This window comes from Ectopseudomonas composti (assembly GCF_900115475.1).
In the GTDB taxonomy this organism is placed as follows: domain Bacteria; phylum Pseudomonadota; class Gammaproteobacteria; order Pseudomonadales; family Pseudomonadaceae; genus Aquipseudomonas; species Aquipseudomonas composti.
In genome coordinates this window covers 469,454-486,402 of sequence record NZ_FOWP01000002.1, presented here as the reverse complement: position 1 = coordinate 486,402, position 16,949 = coordinate 469,454, and the positions used below count along the sequence as shown (strand labels likewise).

Genomic DNA, 16,949 nt, shown 5'->3' with positions numbered 1-16,949 from the left:
TTTACACCATCTCCTCGCCACCCTTGCCGCCGAGCACGATCTCTCCGGCTTCGGCCATACGGCGGGCGATGGTGAGAATTTCCTTCTGCGCCGTCTCGACGTCGCTGACGCGCACCGGGCCCTTGGCCTCCAGATCGTCGCGCAGCAGCTCGGCCGCACGCTTGGACATGTTCTTGAACACCTTGTCCTTGATGGCGTCGTCGGCGCCCTTGAGTGCCAGCACCAGGACTTCGGACGAGACTTCGCGCATCAATGCCTGGATGCCGCGGTCGTCGACATCGGCCAGGTTGTCGAAGACGAACATGAGGTCTTCGATCTGCGTCGACAGGTCTTCGTCCACCTCGCGAATGGAGTCCATCAGTTGGCCTTCCACCGAACTGTCGAGGAAGTTCATGATGTCCGCCGCACGCTTGACACCGCCCATGGTGGCGCGCGTGGTATTGGCGCTGCCGGAGAACTGCTTCTCGAGGATCTGGTTGAGTTCCTTCAGCGCAGAGGGCTGCACGGTGTTGAGCGAGGACACGCGCAAGATGATGTCCAGGCGCACCTTGTGATCGAAATGGCTGAGCACTTCGCCGGCCTGATCAGGGTCGAGGTAAGCGACGACGATGGCCTGGATCTGCGGGTGCTCGTAGCGGATCACATCGGCCACGGCGCGCGGCTCCATCCACTTCAGGCTGTCCAGGCCACTGGTGCTACCACCGAGGAGGATGCGGTCGATGAGGTTACCGGCCTTGTCCTCGCCCAGTGCCTGGGTGAGCATCTTGCGAATGTAGCCATCGGCACCGACGCCCAGGCTGGTCTGGTCGCCGACGATGTCGACGAACTCGGCCATCACCTGCTCGACCTGCTCGCGATGAATATTGCGCATGCCAGCCATGGCCACACCGACGCGCTGCACTTCCTTCGGCCCGAGGTGACGCAGCACCTGGGCCGCGTCCGTCTCGCCGAGCGACAGCAAGAGAATGGCGGCCTTGTCGACCTTGTTCAGCTTGGTAGCGGTACGGTTGTCACTCATCGGCGTTGATCCACTCTTTCACGACCTGGGCGACGCGGCCAGGGTCTTCCGCCACCAGGCTCTTGATAGCGTTCAGTTGTGCATCATACCCCTCGCTGGGGCTAGGCAACATGATGCTCTGCGGGCCGCCAAGGCTGACGCGATCATCGGAAAGCTCGCCATCCAGACCGGCCATCGTGCCAAGCTCCACATCGCCAGAGCCCGCCAGTTCCCTGCCCTTGCCGCCGCCAGTGATGTTGTTGAGCACTGGACGCAGCACGCCGAACACCAGCACCAGGATGAACAACACGCCGAGCACCTGCTTGACGATGTCCCAGAACCAGGGCTGGGTGTAGAACGGAATGTCCGGGATTTCTTCGCTCAGCGAAGCGGTAAAGGCCGTATTGATCACACTGACGCTGTCGCCACGGCTGGCATCGAAGCCCACCGAGTCCTGTACCAGTCGAGTGAAGCGCGCCAGGTCGTCAGCTGTCCACGGCACGCGGCTGCTCTCACCAGTGGCCGGATCGACACGCACCTGATCATCCACCACCACCGCCACCGACAGACGGCGCAGACGCCCCTGCTGCTGACGGGTGTAGCTGATGGAGCGATCCAGTTCGAAGTTGCGGGTGGACTGCTCACGCTTGTCTGCCGGATACGGCGCCAACATTGGCTGACCGGTCGCCGGGTCCATGATCTGTTGACCATTGGCGTCGACCAGCGGCTGCCCAGCAGCGATCGGGCCAGCCGGAGCAGCGGCACCAGCGGCCTGCTGCGGAGCGGCAGCCGGACCAGGCGGTTGATTGGACAGCGCGCCCGGCACGCCCTGCGGTGGCAGGCTGCTCTGACGCTGCTCGTTGACCTGTTGCTCGCTACGCAGCGCCGGTTGATCCGGATTGAACATTTCGGAGGTAGATTCCACCGAGCTGAAATCCACGTCAGCCGACACTTCCGCCTTGTAGCGCCCAGTACCCAGTACCGGTTGCAGAATATTGTGCACGCGCTGGGTGAACAGCGTTTCCATGCGACGGGTGTAGTCGAACTGCTTGCCAGCCATGCTCAGCTCGGACAGTTCCTGTTGATCGGAGAGCAGATTGCCCTTCTGGTCGACCACTGTGACCTGGCCCTTGTCCAGCTCAGGCACGCTGGTCGCCACCAGATTGACGATCGCCATCACCTGGCTCGGCTCCAACGCACGCCCCGGATAGAGTTCGACCAGGACCGATGCAGACGGCTTGCGCTCGTCACGCACGAATACCGAAGCCTTGGGCATCGCCAGATGAACGCGCGCCGCCTTGACGTTGTTGAGGCTGGACACCGTGCGCGCCAGCTCACCTTCGAGACCGCGACGATAGCGGGTCGCTTCCATGAACTGGCTGGTGCCCAGGCCCTGCTCACGGTCGAGGATTTCAAAACCCACGTTGGTGTCGGTGGGGGCCACGCCGGCAGCCGCCAGACGCATGCGCGCACGCGCCAGATCGTCGGCTTTGACCAGCAGCGCACCCGAGTTCGGTTCGATGGTGTAGTCGATGCCGGACGTGGTCAGGGTGTCGACCACCTGACTGGCATCCATACCGTTGAGGCTGCCATAGAGCGGACGGTAATCCGGTTGCTGCGACCAGAGCACTACGGCAAAACCGATCGCCACACTGGCCGCCAGACCAACCAGCAGACCGAGCTGGCGCAGCACCGACATCTCGGAAAGGTTTTCCAGAAAGCTCAAGCCGAGCAGCGGCTTCTTGGGCCCACCTGCATCGGCTTTGGCCGGTACGTTTGCTACTGCTGCCTCAGCCATGAATCAATCCTCAGACCGGCATCTGCATGATGTCTTGATAAGCCTGAACCAGCTTGTTACGCACCTGGGTCATGGCCTGAAAGGATACGCTGGCTTTCTGCGAGGCGATCATCACGTCGGTCAGATCGACCCCGCTCTGCCCCATCTCGAAAGCGGTCGCCAGTTTATTGGAGGCCTGCTGGGTTTCATTGACCTTGTTCACCGCCTGGCCGAGCATTTCCGAGAAGCTCGGCGCCCCTTGCACAGGTTCGCTCACAGCCGGCTTCTGCCGCGCCATGGCCTCGGCCTGCATGGAACGCATTTCCAGCATCAAGCGATTGAATTCGACACCCTGGCTCATGACTTCCTCCACTGCCCGCTTTTTGACACTAGCGGCGCTATGCAGGGGTATCTGCAACAAGGGTGCCAACAGAGCAGCTACAGGCGGCTTATGGGAATTAGGCGGCGAACACGCAGATAAATGAGATAACCACAGTCATCCCCGCGAAGGCGGGGACCCAGCGGCAACAGACGAGTCACCCACAATCTCTGACCAAAGATCGCGCCATTGCGGATTTCGCTCTTCGATCAGGCGCAGCTTCCAGGTCCGATTCCATTTTTTGATCGCCTTTTCCCTGGTTATCGCGCTGCCCATGTCCTCATGCCGTTCGTACCACACCAGCAACTTCACCCCATAGCGGCGGGTAAAGCCCTCAACGGCTCCCTCTCTATGCTGCCAGACACGCTGCAGCAGATCCGCTGTAACGCCGGTATAGAGCGTGCCATTACGTTGGCCGGCCATGATGTAAACGACAGGTCGTTTCATGCTGCAGTCCTTTGCAGGTGGCGCCTTCCATAAGCATGGAGATTTACTCAGCGATCGATTTAAGCCCGAACGAAAAATAGTCGCTCACACAAGCCAGGACAACCTGAACACCGCAACTGGATCCCCGCCTTCGCGGGGGTGACGACTGTCTAATGTTCACGTCATTCCCGCGCAGGCGGGAACCCAGGAACCACAACGCTAACTGGCATACAGATAGGCCTCGACATCCATGCCGGCATCACGCATCTGCGCCAGCTTGTAACGCAGAGTACGCGGACTGATACCCAGGCGTTCGGCAGCTTCCTTGCGCCGGCCACGCTCGGCGCGCAGGGTGTCGATGATCACCTGGAACTCACGACGACGCAGGTCTTCGCCGAGGGCGCCGGAATCCACCGCACTCGGCGATTCGAGCGGCTGAACCACTGGCGGCGCAACGCTCGGCACGACTGCCAGGCGCGGCGCAGCACTCTGCACCGTCTGACCGATAGGTGCGTGCAGGCAGAGGTCCTGTGCCTGGATCACCCCCCCCTGCTGCAGGATCAAGGCACGCTGAATGGCGTTATCCAGCTCACGTACATTGCCCGGCCACTGATGCTGTACCAGGCTCTGCGCGGCTGAGTCGGATAAGCGTACTGGCGCCTGATTCATTTTTTTGACGTGTTTGGCCAACAGTCGCTCGGCCAGCGGCAGAATATCGGCAGGCCGCTCACGCAGCGGGCGCCAGGCCAAGGGAAAGACCGACAGGCGATAGTAGAGGTCTTCACGGAAACGCCCTGCGGCAACCTCACTGGCCAGATCACGGTTGCTGGTGGCCAGCACGCGAATGTCCAGGTTGATCGGTTTGCGCGCGCCGACCCGCTCCACCTCGCGCTCTTGCAGCACACGCAGCAGCTTGGCCTGCAGCCCCAGCGGCATTTCGGAAATCTCGTCAAGCAGGATGGTCCCACCATCGGCCAGCTCGAACTTGCCTGGCTGCGCGGTGACCGCTCCGGTGAACGCGCCCTTCTCGTGACCAAACAGCGTCGCCTCGAGCATGTTGTCGGGAATCGCCGCACAATTGATGGCGATGAAGGGGCCGGATGCACGTGGCGATTGTTGATGAATGTAACGCGCCAGCACCTCCTTACCCGTCCCGGACTCACCGGTAATCATCACCGTCGAATCACTCTGTGCCACGCGCGACGCCAGCTCCAGCAGTTGCACGCTGGCCGGCTCAAGCGCCACGGGGCCATCACGATCCCCCGCCGTCAGTTTTCCGAGGGCATGCTTGGCCACCAGTTCCAACAAGGTACGCGGCTCGAACGGTTTGACCAGATAATCGGCAGCACCCTGGCGAATGGCATCGACCGCCCGTTCCACCGCACCGAAAGCCGTCATCAGCAACACCGGCAACTGCGGGTAGCGGCCACGAATCTGCGCCAGCAACTGGTGGCCATCCATGCCAGGCATGTTGACATCACTGACCACCAGACCGAACGGCTCCTCGGTCAACGCGACCAACGCCGCCTCGGCGCAATCGACCGCCCGATAATCATGCCCGCCCAGGCACAGGGTGTCGGCCAGGGCTTCGCGCAGGGCGCGATCGTCTTCAACCAGCAGGACTTTGGCAGCCATGGGTTACTCCTGATTCGAGTGAGGCGCTGCAACTTGCAGCGGCAGAGAAACGATGGCGCAGGTGCCACGACCCGCACGCGATTGCAGCAGCAGTTGGCCCTGATGGGCGCGTGCCACCGCCTTGACCACCGCTAGGCCGAGGCCAGTTCCCGTGGTCTTGGTGGTAAAGAACGGTTCGCCCAAACGCGCCAGGGTTTCCTGACTCATGCCGGGCCCGTTATCACTGACACACAGGCGCAACTGATTGTCGCGGCGATACAGATGAACCTTCAGGCGCGCATCGCGCCCGGCCGCCTGTATGGCGTTATCGATCAGGTTGAGCACGGTGCCAACCAGCGTGTCACGGTTGCACAGCAGCTCGCCGTCACGCACGTCGCACTGCCAGCGCACGGCCATGTCGCCCACATGCGCATCGGCAGCTGCGCGCAACGCATCGAACAAGACAGACGGCGACAGACGATCTGGCAGCGGCAGCTCCCCACGGGCGAAGATCAGCATGTCGCGCACCTGGTTTTCCAGTTCGTGCAGGCGCTCCTTCAAACGCCCAGCGAAGCGCTGCTGCTGTTCGGCTGGCAGCACCTGCTCATTGAGATGGCTTGCATAGAGCAACGCAGCGGAAAGTGGCGTACGGATCTGATGCGCGAGGGAGGCGACCATTCGCCCCAACGCAGAAAGGCGTTCGTGACGAGAAAGCTGATCCTGCAGGCGACGGGTTTCTGTCAGGTCAGTCAGAAGCACGAGCTGCCCCGGTTCCCCGTGCAGGGAACGCGTGGCGATGGATAGACGACGGCCGTCGCGCATGGAGATTTCGTGGCCATCGTCCTCACGCGGCGCGAAATTGCGGGCAATCACCTGACGCCAGAGCATGCCCACCAGCGGCTGGCCGAGCAATGCGCGCGCAACAGGATTGGCCTCGCGCACAACGCCCTGGCCGTCGATAACGATCACACCACCGGGCAGCAAGTCCAGCAGGCTTTGTAAACGATGAGCAAGACGCTCCTTCTCCGCGAGCTCCTGCATGCGCTGGGCGCTGACCAATGCCAGCTGGCCCTTCAGCTCACTAACCCGCGCCTCGAGCAGGCTGTAGGACTCGCTGAGCTGGTTGGACATCTGATTGAACAGGGCAAAAGCCTGCTCCAGTCCCTCACGGCTGGCTTGTTCGAGCGGCGCAGAGACGCTTGGCTCGGCTGACTCGGTAGGACGAAGGTTGGCTTCCATCTGCTTCTCTCGTACGACGCACCGTCAGAAGACGGTCGGATACAAGAGCTTTAGCAATCCCCGTGCCTATTTTTTTATTCTTATTTATCAGACACTTGAAAAAACAAAGCCGGAGCTTGCGTCAAAGCTCCGGCTTTCTTTCTGGCATTTACCCGAAAAACGAAGGATCAATCCTCGTCCTGGCCGTCCTCTTCGCGGCGACTCATGCCGTACTTGCGCATCTTCTCCACCAGCGTGGTCCGACGAATACGCAGACGCTCGGCCGCACGTGCTACAACACCGCCAGCATCATCCAGCGCCTGCTGGATAAGACCCTGCTCCAGATTGCCGAGGTAGTCTTTCAGGTCCAGGCCTTCCGGGGGCAACATGGCCGGCGTATCGAGCCCAGGCAGACCGGCCATGATCGCCGCGCGCTCTTCCATCTCGTCGCGCAGGCTAGCCGCAAGGTGCTCATCCTCGTCATCGACGTGACGGAATTTCTTCGGCAACTCGCCGACGCCGATCACACCATAGGGATGCATGATCGCCATGCGCTCCACCAGGTTGGCCAGCTCACGCACGTTGCCTGCCCAGTCATGGCGACACAACGACATGATGGCTGCCGAGTTGAAACGGATGGAGCCGCGCTTCTCGTGCTCCATGCGCGATATCAGCTCGTTCATCAGCAGCGGAATGTCTTCGATGCGCTCGCGCAGCGGCGCCATCTCGATGGGGAAGACATTGAGGCGGTAGTACAGATCCTCACGGAAGCTGCCGTCCTCGATCATCTTCTCCAGGTTCTTGTGCGTGGCGGCGATGATGCGCACGTCAGCAGTCTGAGTCTTGTTGCTACCCACACGCTCGAAGGTACGTTCCTGCAGTACGCGCAGCAGCTTGACCTGCATCGGCAGCGGCATATCGCCAATCTCGTCGAGAAACAGCGTACCGCCATTGGCCAGTTCGAAGCGCCCTGCCCGGCTGGTGATAGCGCCGGTAAAGGCGCCCTTCTCATGGCCGAACAGCTCGCTCTCGAGCAACTCGGCCGGGATCGCGCCGCAATTAACCGGCACGAACGGCGCCTCGCGACGCTTGGAGTGATAGTGCAGATTACGCGCCACCACTTCCTTGCCGGTTCCGGACTCCCCCAGAATCAGCACGCTGGCCTCGGTGTCGGCCACCTGCTGCATCATCTGCCGCACCTGCTGGATGGCGCGACTGGTGCCAACCAGACTGCGGAACAGATTGGGCTCGCGCTGACGACCACGGTCACGGGCCTGATCGTACATCTCGCGATAGACCTGAGCACGGTGCAAGGAGTCCAGCAGCTTGTTGTAGCTAAGCGGCGTCTCCAGAGCGGCTAACACACGCCTGCGCAAATCCTCAGGCCATTCGGCCAGGCTGGAGTCGCCCACCGTCAACAACGGTAGAAACTCGTCCCAGCCTGCAATCTGCTTGGTCAGCTCCAGCGCACCGCCCTTGGCTTCGACGTCACCCAGCAAAACGCTGAGCACTTCACGGCTGGAACCCAGCTCGGCCACTGCGCTGCGCCAGTCCTGGCTGGTGCAGGCTAGATGCTCTTCCCCAAGGAAACTCAGAATGATCGCCAGCTCGTGGCGACGCGCAGCATTGTCATCGATCAACAGGATTTTGGTTTCACGCCACATCTTGTGTTTGTCTGACTCGAGGAATGAGTGGGATAGCGCGCCAGATCTTCGGCACACACCGGCATTTGGCCACTAGTAAAGTCAAAAAATTGAAGCCAGTCAATTTTATGGCGTAACTTTTTCGCCCGTAAACGACACTAGCTAAGCAGCTGTTTGCAGAGACGGGTAGTGAAAGCAGATAAAAAAGAAGGGGAAACGAAAGCAGCAAAAGAGAGAACCGAGCCGAACCTGGTGGTTAAGCTCGGTAAATGCAGCGTAATCAGCCGAAAAGCTGATAGACCTTGGCACCCTGGCGAGACTGATTGAGCTGCACCAACTCGCCGGCCAGACGTTGCTGCTCTGTCTGACAAACGGTCACCAGCTCTCGATACAGCGACAGCAGGTTTTCCAGACCGTTGCGCAGTTCTTCCTCGTCACGGCTATCGACCATGGCGGCATCGACCGCCATACGGCACTGCAGATCGAGCTCGCCAATCGCGGCCCAGTCCTGATTGGCCAGAGCATCGCGCAGGGCCGAACCTGTCGCTTCCAAACGCTGGACGGATGAACTCATTCGCTTCTCCTCCGATGCTCGCTCATTACTGAGCGATAGCATCCCAACCCTGCTTGACGTTGCGCAGCAACACCGACACTTCTTCCAGAAGCTCCGGCTCGTTACTGACATTGGCCTCGGTCAAGCGGGCGATCATGTATTCATACAGGCTGTCGAGGTTACCAGCCAGCTCACCACCTTGCTGATGGTCGAGACTCTCGCGCAGCCCGGCGACGATGGCAATACTCTTGCCGATCAATTCACCCTTCAACGCAGTCTGCCCGCGCTCCATGGCACCACGTGCCTGAGCGATGCGAGACAAACCACCCTCCATCAACATCTGGATCAGACGATGGGGGCTGGCCTCTGCGGCCTGCGCTTGGTTGTTGACGGTCTGATACTGCTTGAGGGCCGCCATTGCGTTCATAGTCGCTCTCGCTCTACCGATGGGCTGATACTTCAGGTATCGGCCCTAAGGCTCAAAGCTTTAACGATTTTGTCGCTGAAACGTCGCCGCCAAACCAAGAGCGAACCGATCAATCAGCCAGCAGGTGCCGGCTCAACCTCAGGGCCGATAGCATCCCAAGCGCTCTTGATATCGCCCAACAGAGCCTGAACTTCTTCCAGGTTGCGTGGCGTATCATCCAGCGCCACCCCCGCTAGACGACGGGTCATGTAGTCGTAAAGCGCATCCAGATTCTCGGCGATCTCGCCGCCCAGCTCTTTGTCCAGAGCCGCCTGCAACACGCCAAGAATGGTGATGGTGCTGCCTACCGCCATGCCGCGAATCTCGGTATCGCCTTCGGCCTGCGCCTGCTTGGCAAGCATCACACGTTGCAGGGCGCCCTCAAGCAACAGCTGAACCGTGCGATAAGGCGATACCTCCTGGCTGGTCTTGACCTGCTTGTAAGCGTCTATCGGGTTCTTGCCCATTACTTAATCCTTTTTCACGAAACCAGGAAGGTTGGCGAGCATGCCACTCAAACTCTCACTGGTACGTGAAAGCTGGCCCACCAGGGAATCCATTGCGTTGTACTGAGCATAAAGACGGTCTTGCAGGCTGGTGACGCGCTTGTCGAGCGACTCACGTTGTTTGTCGATGTCCTTCAGCGTGCCACGCAAGGCGCTGTCGCGCTGCTTCAGGACGCCGTCGGTGGCTACATAATCCGAAACGAAACCGGAAAGACGCCCCATCAGACCGTCCGTGCCAGTGAGGTAGCTGCCCACCTGATCGAAATTGCTGTCGAGGGCCTTCGTCAGCGTGGTGTCATTGATCGCCAGCTTGCCGTCCTTGCCTGTGGTGATACCCAAGTCGGCCAAGGCGCGTACGCCCGTATCACCGCCGCTGGTCATCTTGACGATTTCATTGCGCAGCCCCGCTAGAACGCTACGCACCGTGGAGTCGCCAACCAGCGGGCCCGCCACTGGTTTGGAGCCCTCCACTTCGACAACCGCAGTGAGCTGGGCCGAAGACGTGATCAAGGCGTTGTAGGCGTCGACGAATTTTTGCAGGTTGCTCTTCACACTGGACTTGTCGACGCCGACGGTCAGGTTGATGGTCTTGCCATCGGTCAGATCAGCGGCGCTCTGTACGGCGACCAAGTCGAGCGTAACGCCCTCGAGCGCATCCTCGATCTTGTTACTGTCACGCACCAGTTGCAGACCATCAATGGTCAATTTCGCAGACTTGGCTTGGCTGATTACCCCACCCGCACCACTGTCCGAGCTTGGCTTGAGGAAAGCACCAGCATTATCAGGATCAGCCTCTGGCGTGAACGCCTGAGTCGTCAGGGCATTGCCGCCGATCGTTTCACCATCTTCGGTGACCGCTACCTGGATGTCATTGCCTTCGCCAGTCTTGGTCGAACTCAGTACTAGGCGGGGACCAGAATCATCGGTAATGATGGTGGCACTTATACCGCTGTTTTTCCCGGCTTCGTTTATCGCGTCACGCATACCGGCAAGCGTGTTGTTGGCCGCAGTGACATCGACACTGATGCTGGTGTTGCCGGCGGAAATTTCCAGCGTACCGCTGTTGAAAGTAGCCGGGGCATCACCCACACCCGAGACGGACTGCAGAGCAACCTTGCTGCTGGCAGCCAGTTGCTGAACCTGAACGCTGTAGGTGCCTGCGGGCGCTGTAGGAGTGGCAGTGGCTTTGAGCACACTGCTGTTGGAGGTGCTGGCAGTGCGCGACTCGAACAAGGCAGGCTTGTTGAGAGCATCGAGGGCCGTCTTGAAGGAGTTCATCGCCCCCGTGAGCGTACCGATCGCCGAGATACGGGTGGTGGTCTTCTGTTCGAGACTGTCGAGTTGGTTGGTCTTTGGCGCTTTCTCGGCATTGACCAACGCCTTGACGATATCGTCAATGTTGAGACCCGAACCGATTCCCGTAATACCTGCCATGATCTTGCACCTCGTCAAAAATTCGACTGCACCCTGTCGATTGAAGGGTATCAGTCAAAACTCATGCCAAGACGTTTCGTTATGCCTCGGCCTTGAACAAAAGGCTGCGCACTTCTGACAGATTCTCTGCCAACTTCAACGCTTCCTCCGACGGAATCTGGCGAATCACATCGCCCGATCCAGCATCCGTCACCTTGACAACTACACGCCCAGAGCCGTCATCGACTGCAAAATTGATGCTGCGACGAACCGACTGCACGAATTCCTGAATGGTAGCTACCGCATCTTCGACCTGTTCACGACTGACTTCCTGAGCAGGTATGACCGCTCGGGCAACTGCCTGCTCGTCGGGATTCGAAACCGCTGAGACAGTCGATAGGCCTTGTTTCTGCCGAGTCTCGGCAGCATTGGAGACGCCACCATCGCGGACAACCGTGGAATTGACCTGGGGCTTAATTGAGCTGACGTCCATAAATTTCTCCTCAGAATGAGGTAACGGGGAGAAGAGCCAGGCCCTTCCCCCCGTAGTCTAGCGCCTTTGACCTTAGCCCAGCAGGCTGAGTACGGCCTGCGGCAACTGGTTGGCCTGAGCCAGGATCGCGGTACCGGCTTGCTGCAGGATCTGATTCTTGGTCAGTTCCGAGGTTTCGGCAGCGAAGTCAGTGTCACGAATCCGGCTACGAGCAGCGGAGGAGTTCTCAGCGATGTTCTGCAGGTTCGAGATGGTGTTCTCGAAGCGGTTCTGCACGGCACCGAGCTGAGCACGCTGGCTGTCGATGTTGGAGATCGCACCGTTGATGATACCCAGAGCACTCTGCGCCCCTGTCGCCGTACTGATGTCGATGGTGTTCACCGCATCCAGCTCACTGAAGCCGTCAGACCCCAGACCGCCAGTCATCCCGGTAACCTGGAAGGCATCGGCTGCCTCGAGTTGCACCTGGCCGTCGGCGCGAGCGCCGCCACCAGTGGCGATGGTAGCCACAGCCCCCACATCGTCTTCGCCATCGAAGCTCTTGGCCTGCAGAGTCGCACCACCCGAACCAGCGTAGTTGGTGATCTGGATGGCATCACCCCGCGAGCTGACCAGCTCGATGGTGTCGCCTTTGGAAACAGCCGAGATACCGGTTTTGCCAGTTTCACGGTTGATGGCGTCAGCCAGCGAGGAAAGGTCGGTCAGATCGGTCACCACAGCCGAGACGGTTGCCGCGTCAGTGTCCTTGGACTTACTGGTGACGCCGGACAGGTTGAACGACACGGTACCCGAGGTAGTGATACCACCGAGCGTTGCGACGGTACGAGCGTTGGCCGTCACACCGGTCTCGTCGCTCTTCGCGTTGACTGCACGTGCCACTTCACTGGCAGAACCACTGGCCGCACCAGAGATCGCGACATCGCCGTCGGAAAGCTTGGAGTTGATGTTGAACGAAGAACTGGCGTAGGCGCTGCCCGAGGTGGCGCTGAACGCGGCACCGGAAGCGATGGCCTGAGCTGCCCCACCGGAAGTGGTGACGCGGTTGATACCGATACGATCAGTGGCAGCGGAACCGATGGAAACGCTGATGGTTTCGTAGGCGTTGGCGCCCACCTGGAAGCTCTGCGAACCGAAGCTGCCGTCGAGAATCTTGCGACCGCCGAAGCTGGTGGTATCAGAGATACGGTTCAGCTCTTGTTGCAACTGAGCAACTTCACCCTGAAGGGCGGAACGCTCGATGGCGCCGTTGGAACCGTTGGCCGATTGCAGGGCCAAGTCACGCATACGCTGCAGGATACCAGTGGACTGCTGCAGGGCACCTTCAGCGGTTTGCGCCAGGGAGATACCGTCATTGGCGTTACGGGTCGCTACGCCCAGGCCAGTGATCTGGCTAGTCAGGCGGTTGGCGATCTGCAGGCCAGCAGCATCGTCTTTGGCGCTATTGATGCGGTAGCCAGTAGACAGGCGCTGGAGGGAAGTATCCAGGCCTTTGGACGAGGTGTTCAGGTTACGCTGAGTGTTGAGGGACGCAACGTTAGTGTTGACTGTAAGGGCCATGGTATTGCCTCCAGATGACCTTAGAACCGTTTGTCTGAGCTTGCGAGCTCGGGCCTGCATGCTCAGACGCCCAGAGAGTTCGCATTCGATCTCTTTATCGGCGCTTGCCTAAGGAGCTTTAGAGGGAATTTTCAGGTTTTTTTTATTCTTTGCTGTCAGGCACTTAACCAAGCACATCGGCTAAGCAGAGGGCTTTGACTGAAATCCGTCGAGCGCCATTGCAGCACCCGGCGGACTTTTCATCCCAATCAGTCCGGCATCCACGCCCTGCGCCAGCGCTCCAGGTTCTCGCCTTCGAGCATCCAGTCACGATAAACGGCTTCACGTAGACGATCACCGGCCTGGGCGGTCGCATCCAGATCGCTGATGTGCATGCGGATGGCGTCGACCCAATCGCGAAAGCGGTTTTTCACCCGCGTCACAGGAAGGTCACCGCGATAGCACACCAGATCACTACAGATCACTGGAAAGCCGCAGGCACCATACTCCAACAGACGCAGATTGCTTTTACATTCGTTGAACAGGTTCTGCTCTACCGGTGCAAGCGCCAGATCGAGATCCAGGCTCGCCAGAGCAGCCGGGTAGCTCTCGATATCGACACCGCCGTGAAACTCATTAATGAAGGGCCGGATCGCATCCGGACACATGCCCATGAATACCCACTCGACCTCTCCCGCCAACTCGCGGACGACATCGACGATCAGATCCAGGTCGCCGGTATGGCTGACCCCACCGGCCCAGCCGACCCGAGGTTTTCGGCCTCTCCTACGTCGGCTGGACAGTCCTTTCCACCACTCCACCGGCAAGCGGTTCTCGACCACACGGATGTCCTCATGCAGCCCTACAAAGGCTTCCGCCAGCGGCTGCGTGGAAACAACGAAGCGGTCTACAAAACGCAGCCCCTGCCTCAACGACTTGAGAATGTCTTTCGGCATATGTTCACGGTGGAGGCTTTTCAATGGCAGGTTGGGTAGATAGTCATCCAATTCGTATACCTTGAACGCCCGCGAGAAGGCCTTGATACGTCGCATGGCCTCCTGACGCTCATCGCCGATTTGCCGTTGCAAAATCACTACGTCAGGGTCATAGCGAGCCAGATCAACAACCTGAAGTAGTCCATCAGACATCATTCCATCGACCAGCCCTTCGCGCCTTAGAGCTTCGAAAGGACGAATCACACGGTAATTACCACAACCCCATGGATCGGCCGGATGGGCCAAGACCGTTGGCAAAGGACGCCAGGTCAATGGTCGCCAGGTCAGATTGCTGTCCGTCTCCAGTTCGAACCCCTTACCGTTCAAAGCAAGGTTACGGTTATAGGCAGGGTCATTCGCCAGCACGGATAACCACCTCTCATACATCGCATCTTGCTCTGCCATGAAGCGCTTGCGCTTCATGGCATGAGCGGCTGTATCGACATGGGTCTGGCTCACACTCCCTTCATGCATGACGATCGAATAAGGGGTCCATACAATCAGATAACCGGCCTCGCGAACTTTCAGGCACAGGTCTACATCGTTGTAAGAAACCTTAAAGACCTCCTCATCCATCCCCCCCAACTGATCGTAGATCGATTTGCGAATCATCAGGCAGGCTGCTGTAACCGCACTGTAGCCCTGGTCGACCTGCAAACGCTGCATATACCCCGGAGCATCTATAGGTTCGCCAAGGAAAGGGTGGTCTGCCGGACCACGCAGCCCCAGTATCACTCCCGCGTGCTGAATACTGCCATCGGGATAAAGCAACTTGGAGCCGACTATGCCAACCTCTGGACGCTGCGCATGATTGAGCAGCGCGTCCAACCAGTCCTCCTGAATGATCGCAGTATCGTTGTTCAACAACACCAGATATTCGCCCCTGGCCTGAGCAGCCGCTGCATTGTTGATCGCCGAAAAATTGAATGGATGCGGATAACGCAGCACTCTCACCTTATCCGCCCCAAGGCTCTCTATTTGCGCCAGCCAGTCGCAGGCCTCAGGAGTTTCACTATTGTTATCAACGATCAACACTTCGTAGTGCTGATAGCGGGTTTTCTCCAACAAACTTTCAACGCAGCGCGTGAGTATCGGCAGTTGATCCTTGGTAGGAATAATGATGGAAACCAGTGGCTGCGCTTGATGACCATAATTAATTCGGTAACGCCCAGGCAACTTGGCAGATACAGTCCCCTGGTACCCACGCCACGCCAGATGTCGTTCAATGACCAAACGTTCCTGAGAATTATCCCGCAATATAGGGGCGTCAGTTATCAATAACGGCTCATCGATATGACCGATACCCTGCCCCCCTTCCTTCTCGATCAGGCGCACTAGCAGTTCGAACACCAGTGCATCGCCAAACTCCGGGTCGAAACCACCAAGCTCTAGAAACGCATCACGTCGGATCAACCAATGGCTGGCCATGCCCGTCGGGAATGCGAGCAGCATGTCCAAATTGAAAGCCGGTCGGAACGCCCCCCCCAAATCGCCATTCGGCAAACGCTGCAATTCATCGCCATAAACCGCCCGGCAGTCCGGTGCAGCAACCAGCTCCAAAGCCAGCATCATCAGGCCAGCCGGCGTGAACTCATCTCCTGCGTTGACCAGCATGATCCAATCAAAGCTGCTCTGCTCTACCACCTGATTGAGTCTTGCCACGTACTCATGCGCATCGATCTTTATGAAATGCAACTTACCCTGAGCTGAAGTAGCCGGCACGTCATTTACCGACAACACGACAATATTCACAGTGGCATAAAGGTTCTTTTCCAGCCGCAGGCTTGCAATAGTCGCTGCAAGTTTCTTACTACTGCCAGACAGATCGAGAATCAGAAGTCCGATCAAAGGCCCGCCAGCATGCTGTTGCAGGTAATCACCTATCAAACGGTTCTGTACTGATGTTGGTAAACGTTTAGCGAGCCAGCGATTCAACTCATATCGGCCAGGACGAACCTGATTCTCGGCAGCGACCCTCTGGGTTATCTCGATAAAACGATCCAGCGCAAGCCAGAATTCCTCTTGCTTGCGAAGCTGATACTCTCTCAACTTAGGCATGCTGGCACGGGCCTGTGCCAACTCCTCTATGCTGAGATCTTTAGCAACACCAAAACCGCTATTCTGGAGATGCCCCACTGTACCAGGCGCATGCTGGCTAGCCATGATGACGGTCAAACAGCCACATAAAACAGCCTCACCCGCCAAGGCCGAAGCTTCCCCACAATAGAAATACTCACAGCGCTGAAAAATATCTGCGAGCTCCTCCCAAGTAGCGGGAAAGTTTGGTGTGATCTCGATGGCGCCCTCAGGCAGCAAAGCCTGATCAATATGAGCAGCCCCTTCTCGCCCTTGGTAGAAACATACTAGACCCGGCTCACGCTTACTAGGATCGTCAGAGAGCTTAAAAACCTCCAAGTCTATTGCTGGCAAATACAGCACATGATCAAGAGGCATACCTGGTTGTAGTAGGGCTTCTTTAAATGCAAACAACAAATCGCTTTCTTCATACTCACCAGTCCCCTTAAGAAATCCCGGCTTATTCAGAAGATAACGAACTACCGTCTCACCATTCAGGGGATTACCGTCGATAACCTCCGGATAAACCATAACGGGTTTTATCCCCTGAGCCTTGTGATATTCAATCACCTCATCGCTCAGCATTGGGGTAATCAGCTTCGGCGAGATATTCCTGGCAACCACATATGCTTCTTGCCCTGATCGATTCAAAGCATCACACAGCATGTGTAAAACCCGAACCCCTGCCGAGTTGCGTCGATAATCGTATGAATAAATATAATAAGGATGGGGCCGTCTGGAAAATAGTTTGCGCATCGCCTTCACTCCCAAGTACTGCTATGACGATAAAAAAAATCAATCACCAATTGCGCCCGCACACCCTATAAAGCTCGCTGTGATTTCACTATCAGCATATG

14 protein-coding genes are annotated in these 16,949 nt (G+C 58.4%); all 14 read right to left on the bottom strand.

What is annotated here, in order from left to right; translation table 11 throughout:
• Position 1: 1 nt before the first annotated feature.
• Positions 2–1,018 carry a flagellar motor switch protein FliG gene (fliG, locus tag BM059_RS05780; protein WP_037002888.1) on the bottom strand — a complete coding sequence of 339 codons (1,017 nt, stop codon included), beginning with the start codon at positions 1,016–1,018 and terminating at the stop codon, positions 2–4.
• A complete protein-coding gene (gene fliF / locus BM059_RS05775; RefSeq protein ID WP_037002889.1) occupies positions 1,011–2,795 on the bottom strand; it encodes a flagellar basal-body MS-ring/collar protein FliF in 1,785 nt (594 codons plus the stop codon). The genes fliG and fliF overlap by 8 nt, the downstream gene beginning before the upstream one ends.
• Positions 2,796–2,805: 10 nt before the next feature.
• The gene (fliE, locus tag BM059_RS05770) at positions 2,806–3,135 is read right to left on the bottom strand and encodes a flagellar hook-basal body complex protein FliE (RefSeq protein WP_017679158.1); all 330 of its coding nucleotides are present in this window, start codon (positions 3,133–3,135) and stop codon (positions 2,806–2,808) included.
• Positions 3,136–3,270: 135 nt separating this feature from the next.
• Positions 3,271–3,600, bottom strand: a complete 330-nt coding sequence (locus BM059_RS05765) for a GIY-YIG nuclease family protein (protein ID WP_074937348.1) — start codon at positions 3,598–3,600, stop codon at positions 3,271–3,273.
• Between the two features lie 198 nt (positions 3,601–3,798).
• The gene (fleR, locus tag BM059_RS05760) at positions 3,799–5,214 is read right to left on the bottom strand and encodes a sigma-54-dependent response regulator transcription factor FleR (protein ID WP_074937346.1); all 1,416 of its coding nucleotides are present in this window, start codon (positions 5,212–5,214) and stop codon (positions 3,799–3,801) included.
• Between the two features lie 3 nt (positions 5,215–5,217).
• On the bottom strand, positions 5,218–6,432 hold the full coding sequence (locus BM059_RS05755; protein WP_037002894.1) for a sensor histidine kinase: 1,215 nt from the start codon (positions 6,430–6,432) through the stop codon (positions 5,218–5,220).
• A gap of 167 nt (positions 6,433–6,599) precedes the next feature.
• Complete coding sequence (locus tag BM059_RS05750) at positions 6,600–8,075, bottom strand: sigma-54 dependent transcriptional regulator (RefSeq protein ID WP_037002896.1); 1,476 nt, start codon at positions 8,073–8,075, stop codon at positions 6,600–6,602.
• A 259-nt stretch (positions 8,076–8,334) separates the two neighbouring features.
• Positions 8,335–8,628: a flagellar protein FliT gene (fliT, locus tag BM059_RS05745; protein WP_074937344.1), complete on the bottom strand. Its 294-nt coding sequence runs from the start codon at positions 8,626–8,628 to the stop codon at positions 8,335–8,337.
• Positions 8,629–8,653: 25 nt separating this feature from the next.
• Positions 8,654–9,034: a flagellar export chaperone FliS gene (gene fliS, locus BM059_RS05740; RefSeq protein ID WP_017361938.1), complete on the bottom strand. Its 381-nt coding sequence runs from the start codon at positions 9,032–9,034 to the stop codon at positions 8,654–8,656.
• A 113-nt stretch (positions 9,035–9,147) separates the two neighbouring features.
• On the bottom strand, positions 9,148–9,540 hold the full coding sequence (fliS, locus tag BM059_RS05735) for a flagellar export chaperone FliS (RefSeq protein WP_037002900.1): 393 nt from the start codon (positions 9,538–9,540) through the stop codon (positions 9,148–9,150).
• 3 nt (positions 9,541–9,543) lie between these two features.
• The gene (gene fliD, locus BM059_RS05730) at positions 9,544–11,013 is read right to left on the bottom strand and encodes a flagellar filament capping protein FliD (protein ID WP_074937341.1); all 1,470 of its coding nucleotides are present in this window, start codon (positions 11,011–11,013) and stop codon (positions 9,544–9,546) included.
• A gap of 79 nt (positions 11,014–11,092) precedes the next feature.
• The gene (locus BM059_RS05725) at positions 11,093–11,485 is read right to left on the bottom strand and encodes a flagellar protein FlaG (protein WP_074937339.1); all 393 of its coding nucleotides are present in this window, start codon (positions 11,483–11,485) and stop codon (positions 11,093–11,095) included.
• Between the two features lie 72 nt (positions 11,486–11,557).
• Entirely contained in the window at positions 11,558–13,042 is a 1,485-nt protein-coding gene (locus BM059_RS05720; protein ID WP_074937337.1) for a flagellin, read from the bottom strand.
• Positions 13,043–13,290: 248 nt separating this feature from the next.
• Positions 13,291–16,848, bottom strand: a complete 3,558-nt coding sequence (locus BM059_RS05715; protein ID WP_083413236.1) for a glycosyltransferase — start codon at positions 16,846–16,848, stop codon at positions 13,291–13,293.
• Positions 16,849–16,949: the final 101 nt, after the last annotated feature.

Coding starts and splice junctions, on each gene's coding strand:
- fliG (WP_037002888.1), bottom strand. CDS start 1,018: ATGAGTGACAACCGTACCGCTACCAAGCTGAACAAGGTCGACAAGGCC.
- fliF (WP_037002889.1), bottom strand. CDS start 2,795: ATGGCTGAGGCAGCAGTAGCAAACGTACCGGCCAAAGCCGATGCAGGT.
- fliE (WP_017679158.1), bottom strand. CDS start 3,135: ATGAGCCAGGGTGTCGAATTCAATCGCTTGATGCTGGAAATGCGTTCC.
- BM059_RS05765 (WP_074937348.1), bottom strand. CDS start 3,600: ATGAAACGACCTGTCGTTTACATCATGGCCGGCCAACGTAATGGCACG.
- fleR (WP_074937346.1), bottom strand. CDS start 5,214: ATGGCTGCCAAAGTCCTGCTGGTTGAAGACGATCGCGCCCTGCGCGAA.
- BM059_RS05755 (WP_037002894.1), bottom strand. CDS start 6,432: ATGGAAGCCAACCTTCGTCCTACCGAGTCAGCCGAGCCAAGCGTCTCT.
- BM059_RS05750 (WP_037002896.1), bottom strand. CDS start 8,075: ATGTGGCGTGAAACCAAAATCCTGTTGATCGATGACAATGCTGCGCGT.
- fliT (WP_074937344.1), bottom strand. CDS start 8,628: ATGAGTTCATCCGTCCAGCGTTTGGAAGCGACAGGTTCGGCCCTGCGC.
- fliS (WP_017361938.1), bottom strand. CDS start 9,034: ATGAACGCAATGGCGGCCCTCAAGCAGTATCAGACCGTCAACAACCAA.
- fliS (WP_037002900.1), bottom strand. CDS start 9,540: ATGGGCAAGAACCCGATAGACGCTTACAAGCAGGTCAAGACCAGCCAG.
- fliD (WP_074937341.1), bottom strand. CDS start 11,013: ATGGCAGGTATTACGGGAATCGGTTCGGGTCTCAACATTGACGATATC.
- BM059_RS05725 (WP_074937339.1), bottom strand. CDS start 11,485: ATGGACGTCAGCTCAATTAAGCCCCAGGTCAATTCCACGGTTGTCCGC.
- BM059_RS05720 (WP_074937337.1), bottom strand. CDS start 13,042: ATGGCCCTTACAGTCAACACTAACGTTGCGTCCCTCAACACTCAGCGT.
- BM059_RS05715 (WP_083413236.1), bottom strand. CDS start 16,848: ATGCGCAAACTATTTTCCAGACGGCCCCATCCTTATTATATTTATTCA.